The organism is Marinobacter sp. L-46, assembly GCF_056859535.1.
In genome coordinates this window covers 1-6,032 of sequence record NZ_JBSXOP010000004.1, presented here as the reverse complement: position 1 = coordinate 6,032, position 6,032 = coordinate 1, and the positions used below count along the sequence as shown (strand labels likewise).

Annotated in this window: 5 protein-coding genes; 2 read left to right on the top strand and 3 right to left on the bottom strand. The window is 58.4% G+C overall.

Annotated features, from left to right (window positions below; genetic code table 11):
- Positions 1–390: 390 nt before the first annotated feature.
- Both AC13DJ_RS00095 and AC13DJ_RS00090 read left to right on the top strand, forming a co-directional pair.
- Positions 391–636: a hypothetical protein gene (locus AC13DJ_RS00095; RefSeq protein ID WP_136632012.1), complete on the top strand. Its 246-nt coding sequence runs from the start codon at positions 391–393 to the stop codon at positions 634–636.
- Complete coding sequence (locus AC13DJ_RS00090) at positions 614–3,094, top strand: heavy metal translocating P-type ATPase (RefSeq protein ID WP_008173696.1); 2,481 nt, start codon at positions 614–616, stop codon at positions 3,092–3,094. Before AC13DJ_RS00095 ends, AC13DJ_RS00090 begins: the two co-directional genes overlap by 23 nt.
- A 247-nt stretch (positions 3,095–3,341) precedes the next feature.
- Here the strand turns inward: AC13DJ_RS00090 and AC13DJ_RS00085 are convergent, their stop codons facing one another.
- The 3 genes from AC13DJ_RS00085 to AC13DJ_RS00075 all read right to left on the bottom strand — a co-directional run bounded on the left by AC13DJ_RS00085 (position 3,342) and on the right by AC13DJ_RS00075 (position 5,701).
- Positions 3,342–4,775, bottom strand: coding sequence for an alkaline phosphatase D family protein (locus AC13DJ_RS00085; protein WP_074211047.1), 1,434 nt, complete (start codon positions 4,773–4,775; stop codon positions 3,342–3,344).
- Positions 4,776–4,806: 31 nt separating this feature from the next.
- Entirely contained in the window at positions 4,807–5,250 is a 444-nt protein-coding gene (locus AC13DJ_RS00080) for a hypothetical protein (protein WP_039882014.1), read from the bottom strand.
- A 181-nt stretch (positions 5,251–5,431) separates the two neighbouring features.
- Entirely contained in the window at positions 5,432–5,701 is a 270-nt protein-coding gene (locus AC13DJ_RS00075; RefSeq protein ID WP_172515652.1) for a TFIIB-type zinc ribbon-containing protein, read from the bottom strand.
- Between the last annotated feature and the right edge of the window lie 331 nt (positions 5,702–6,032).

The window sequence follows — 6,032 nt, the reverse complement described above, 5'->3', positions numbered from 1 at the left end:
CCCGCTACCGCGTATCCTCCACCCCTGGCCCAGCGAGCGGTTTCGCCGTCGTCACCCGAGGCAGGAGCCGTATGCGGTAATACCGCACGTACGGATCTGTGCGGGGGGTGCCTCGTGAGAGGCATTCCTACCGCAACTAGGGAACTGGATGCCCGTGAGGCCCAAGAACACATCACACAGGGATATCATGTAGAAAATCAGTAGAGGAGGCAATAACGCGTCAGCTCGCATTGCGCTTGCAATAAGCCCCATGTACTCCATGTCGATTGGTGTCGCGTATTGTCAACCTGACGCACACACCGGGCAGAAGCGACAAGCAGTGAATTCGGTGCAGAATATATCATCTACGCCTACTTGAACGGATAAAGACAAAAACACTGGAGAAAGAAGTTGGCTTGGAAATTTCAGTTGCAGCTTGCGAGCAAAACAATCGCCAGCACGGTGTTGGGCGGGCTGACCGGAATGGATCGGTTATGGCACCGCCGCGAAGCCAGCATGATAGCCTACGCGGCAGCAGCGTTGTGTGCCTGCGGCTTTGCGTTTGTCTCGCAGCATATTCCAGGTACCGATCCCAGTCGCGTTTTGGTTTCAACAAAAGATAGGATGTGCAACCATGGAAAAAACACTTCGCCTTGACCTCCCGCTCCTCCTTCCCGACACGCCGGATGCGCATGGGGCTTGTGCACAGCGGCTAGCCGAGAGCCTGGAAACTCGTGAAGGTGTCTCTATCGCCCACGTTCGCAATACAGAAAGCGGTGGGGGCATGGAGCTATGTATTCATTACGACCCCGCATTGCTTTCGCTTGAACGAGTCCGCGAAGTCGCCAAGGCGTTCGGGGCAGAGATTACCTCTCAGTTCGGGCACCTCGTGTGGCAGGTTGAAGGTATTCCGGATCAACGTCGGGCAAGAGCGGTCAGCGCACAGCTGCGCAGTCTCCCGGGGGTTGTAGAGGCCGAGGCCAATGCCAAGGGGCCGCTGCGGATTGAATTTGATCGAAGGCAAACTGATGAAAACACTCTGCGCAATGCCCTTCAGAACATGAGACTGTCGCTGGTACAAGACGAATCCAGACCGCATGAGCCGACTGGAGAAGCACACGATCATGAGCATGGCGGCATATTTGGTGCGCAAACGGAACTTATTTTTGTGGCCTTGTGCGGTGCGCTGTTGCTGATTGGCTGGCTTTTGCCGAAGTTCGTGGCGACGCCGCCATGGGCACCCCTGTTCGTCCTCGTGCCCGCCTATTTCTTCGGCGGCTACTACGCCCTGCGCGAGGCTATTGACAGTGTGCGCACTGGCCGGTTCGAGATTGATTTTCTGATGCTGGTGGCGGCGGCGGGCGCGGCAGCGCTTGGTGAATGGGCCGAGGGCGCATTGTTGCTGCTCCTCTTCAGTCTTGGCCATGCGCTGGAAGGCTATGCCATGGGTCGCGCCAAGCGGGCCATCGAAGCGCTTGGCGCCCTGGCGCCCAAAACCGCCACCGTGCGCCGGGATGCCAAGGTCGAAGAGATCGCCGTCGATGCTTTGCGGGTCGGTGACATCGTGCTGGTGAAGCCGAACGAGCGTCTGGCCGCGGACGGGTTCGTCATCAAGGGTGAAAGCAGCGTCAATCAAGCACCGATCACAGGCGAGAGCGTGCCGGTGGACAAATCACCCGTCGGGGATGCGACCGTTGCCGCGGAAAAACCCGACCTCGTGGATGCCGAAAACCGTGTCTTTGCCGGTACGATCAACGGCGGCAGTGCGTTGGAAATTCAAGTCACGCGCACATCGGCGGATTCGACCCTCGCCCGCGTCGTCAAGATGGTGAACGAGGCCGAAACCAACCAATCGCCCACCCAGCGCCTGACCGACCGGTTCGAACGCATCTTTGTACCGGCGGTTCTGGTTCTTGCCGTTGCGCTTTTGTTTGCGGGCTTCGTCGTCGACGAACCTTTCAGCGACACCTTCTATCGCGCCATGGCTGTACTGGTAGCGGCAAGCCCCTGTGCGCTTGCGATCGCGACGCCAAGCGCGGTTCTCAGCGGGGTCGCACGCGCCGCCCGTGGCGGTGTTCTGATCAAAGGCGGTGCCCCGCTCGAAAATCTGGGGCGGCTGACGGCCATCGCCTTCGACAAGACCGGCACACTGACAGAAGGCAAGCCGAAGCTCGTCGATGTGGTGACGGCCGATGACGTAGCGGAAGAGGAGCTTCTGCGGGTGGCGGTTGGGGTCGAGATGTTGAGCGACCATCCCCTCGCCGCTGCCGTTGTCAGGGGTGGACGCGAACGCCTGGGCGATACGCCTGCCGCCGAGTCATTGAACCTGCGCAGCATTACGGGCCGCGGGGTCGTGGCAGACGTCGAGGGCGAGACAACCTACATCGGTAAGGATGACCTGTTCGCGGAGATTGGCGGCCCTGCCATTCCTCCTTCTCTGAAGATCCAAATAGAAGCATTGGAAGCGAACGGCCGCACCACGATGGTTGTTCGCCAAGGCGACCGATATCTTGGCGTGATTGGGCTGATGGATACGCCGCGCGAAGCGGCACCGGCGGTGATAGAGACGCTGCGCACGATCGGCATTCGCCGGATGATCATGATCTCTGGCGACAATCAGCAGGTCGCGGACGCTGTCGCGCGGGCTGTCGGCCTTGACGAGGCACGCGGTGATCTGATGCCCGATGATAAGGTGGAGACGATCAAAAAACTGCGCGCAGAGGCTAAAGTAGCGATGGTTGGCGACGGCGTCAACGACGCTCCCGCGATGGCGAACGCCACAGTCGGCATTGCCATGGGCGCGGCGGGCTCGGATGTCGCGCTGGAAACCGCCGATGTGGCTCTGATGGCGGATAACCTGAACCATTTGCCCTTCGCCGTGGCGTTGAGCCGGTCGACGAGCTCAATCATTCGACAGAACCTGTGGTTCAGCCTGGGCGTTGTTGCCTTGCTGGTTCCCGCGACGATTCTCGGTCTTGGGATTGGACCTGCGGTGGCGGTTCACGAAGGGTCGACTATTGTCGTCGTGTTCAACGCACTGCGCTTGCTCGCATTTCGTTTTGCTCCACCTGTTACACCCGTGGGTAGGGTATCCAATGCGGAAATGTCGGTGTAATCAACCAGACAACAGGAAGCCGTTGCAGGAAGCTCCCAATGAAGTGGATCGAACAAACTCTCGGACCACTCTTCCTGGATGGGGATACAAGGCGTGTTCATTTGTTCGAGCTTCTGCTTGACGTGAATGACGGATTGAAAAAGGCAGGTAATAACACACAATTTACAGGTCATTGGTGCTGGATCATCGGCTGCGCAAACTCCGACGACCGCGCTAGCGGCCTTACATACATGTGTGAAGATTATTATCACAGAATAAGGGGCGGTGTTATCCCGCTCTCTTCCAGAGCCCAACGGGCGCGCCATATATCTGAACGCCGCTCAAGCACCAGATAGTTGCGTTCCGCAATATAGCGCGACTTCTGACCGGGGATACATGGGATTCGGATCGGACACGCCTTGAGCGGCGATTCACCAAATTGTGCAAGGGCCCCCAGAATTCGTGCCCACACCCTTGGCGGGGCGCGATGCGCAATGCCCGAGGCAACCAGCTGGTGTAACCAGCGACCGGCGCCGAGCTTCATCGTGGCACGCGTCGCCAGGTGGATTTCCCCCGAAAGCACCGTGACATCATGGCCGTTGGCAAGCGCCATGTCCCGGATCACCCGAAGCATATCGCACCATTCGTCACGGTGAGCGCGGCTTTGCCACTGATCGCGCAGATCGTCCTCGTATTTCTGCATTTTGGGGATGGCGACCATCAGAGCCTCAAGCACCGACAGGCGTGGACCCAGCAACGGCACGCTGGACATCAGGAACGTGTGACCCTGCACCGGGGTCGAGGCCTCAGCTCGAATCATCTTCCAGCCGCCGTCCCCCATTACCTCGTGGCGCGTACGCTCCGACCTCATATCAGGTGCAAGGAGGCGCAGACCGGCTGTGCGAACACTCCAGCCCAGATGCAGCCCGGCAGGATCGTGGAACCGTTCAGGCAGATCACCATCTACTGCGGCATGCTGAAAGGTCAAAAAACTCTCGCGGGCAACATCAAACAGGATTTGGCCGACCGGTGTGTCGGTCTTCGACCCCGGTAGCGATCCCCAGCCATCGCAAATATCGTGGTCGTCCCACTGCATGAGAGACGGCACGCGCGCGGCGATCCAGACAAATTCCGGCGCACGATAAAGCGCCACGTAGCGCTCCAGGAAGCGTTCGCGCAAATAATGGCGCAAATCGGCAAGATCGGCGCGCGAAGGATCCTTGGGGATATGTTCGGGCCAGTCCTCGCTCAGGGGGTGACCCTCGGTGACTTGGTCAGCATAGACCTGATCGCCACCGTGCAGCAGCAGGGAAAACGGCGCGTTCCGGTGATCTTCTGTCAGGCGTGCCCACATCGCATTGCGCTCGGACCCTTCGCGCTCCAGATCGCCGATTTGCTCGCCGTTGCAGGACACATAGGCGATCCGTATATCGCCTCGAAAATCACTTGCCAAGGAGTAACTTTGGCCGTTCCAGGCATAACAGGACGAGCGGTTTGCGGGCAGGTCGAAGCGTGCTCGCCAAACGGTCATATGATCGTATTCCGCGAGGATTTCCGCTGTATGTACGCCGTGGACCGTTTCGATTGGCTCCGGGCACTCGCCATTGTCCGCAATGAAAAGGACAGAGAGCCGTAACACATATTTCTCGACATGGTCGAGAAAGAGAAGCGGTCCGGTCATGACCGGAGGTTCGGATGTCATGCGCAAGGTGGTTCCGATCAGTCTTCGGGCACTACTGTCGCCGTTGTCCTCGTCGCAGGACAGCGGGTATTGCAATCAGCGCGATCAGCCCTGCAACCCAAACCAGCAGAACGACCGTCTTGACAAGAAAATGAATCGATCCACCCGCCCAGCCGAGCAGCCCCTCAATATTGGCCGCATCACGTAAAGCCGTGGCTTCCTCCCCAAGGCCAAACCACTTCGCAAGCCCCGCTCCGGTATCGGCCAGTGGCCCGGCTGCACCGGAGATCCAGGAGAGGACCGGATCGACCAGCCACCAAGCGCCGAGCGAAAGCGCAGACCATATGACCAGCCCGGCCACGATGACCGAGGTCGGAATATTCAGCACCGGCAGGGCTCTGCGTTCGCGATAGCCGGAATGGTCATCGCCCTCATAATACCCACCCATGTCGCGATACCGTCTGTGTTTGGGTCGCCGGAAAAGATGATGTCCCATGATTTGCTTCCTCTAAGGGTGACGTTCACCTCCGCCAACACAACGTATCGCATCCTTGACCACCAGATGACCGCGGTGCGCGTCAAGGCCCCAGGTCAAAGTCCAGACGTAAGGATCCTGCGCCGCGGTGACACCAGGCAGGCCCATGTCCACCCGAGTTGCGCCGCCTGAACAAACCTGTCTAATCAAAAATTTCCGACAACCAGGACTTGCGGCGATACCCATGTTTGCCATGGCCTCCATGCTTGCCGTAACCGCCGTGCTTGTCATAGCCTCGGGGTTCTGGCTCGCGACGTGGTGGCGGCGCCAGTTCTACGGCACTACGCTCGATGATCTTGTCCAGCTCCCCCCGGTCCAGCCACACGCCCCGGCATTTGGGGCAATAATCAATTTCCACACCTTGTCGATCGGCCATCGTCAGATCAACACTCTCGCATACTGGACATTTCATGAGCTTCTCCTTTAGGTCAATCATCAGGGAAATCATAGTAGCACCATACTCACACCCCTTCACACTTGGGGCAACTAATCAAAATATTCTCCAGCATGTTATCGGCACCAACCATGATTAATTGGTGTGCCCAGAAGCCCCCTGCCCCCATTGAGCAGGTGATCTATTATCTGTTGTGAATCAAGGGGCAGTCTAGCCCGAATTTCTCATGAGGGGATAAAAGAAAGCGGCTGAAAGTGTTAAAATTTCAGGACCTTACACCATCAATCAACACCAACAACCGCTATCCAAAATGGTACCTCAAAAACTGACCTTCTCGCCACTTTCCCGC

Bases quoted from the DNA above. Each gene is read 5' to 3' on its own strand.
- AC13DJ_RS00080 (WP_039882014.1), bottom strand. From the start codon at position 5,250: ATGGGACATCATCTTTTCCGGCGACCCAAACACAGACGGTATCGCGAC.
- AC13DJ_RS00085 (WP_074211047.1), bottom strand. From the start codon at position 4,775: ATGACATCCGAACCTCCGGTCATGACCGGACCGCTTCTCTTTCTCGAC.
- AC13DJ_RS00090 (WP_008173696.1), top strand. From the start codon at position 614: ATGGAAAAAACACTTCGCCTTGACCTCCCGCTCCTCCTTCCCGACACG.
- AC13DJ_RS00075 (WP_172515652.1), bottom strand. From the start codon at position 5,701: ATGAAATGTCCAGTATGCGAGAGTGTTGATCTGACGATGGCCGATCGA.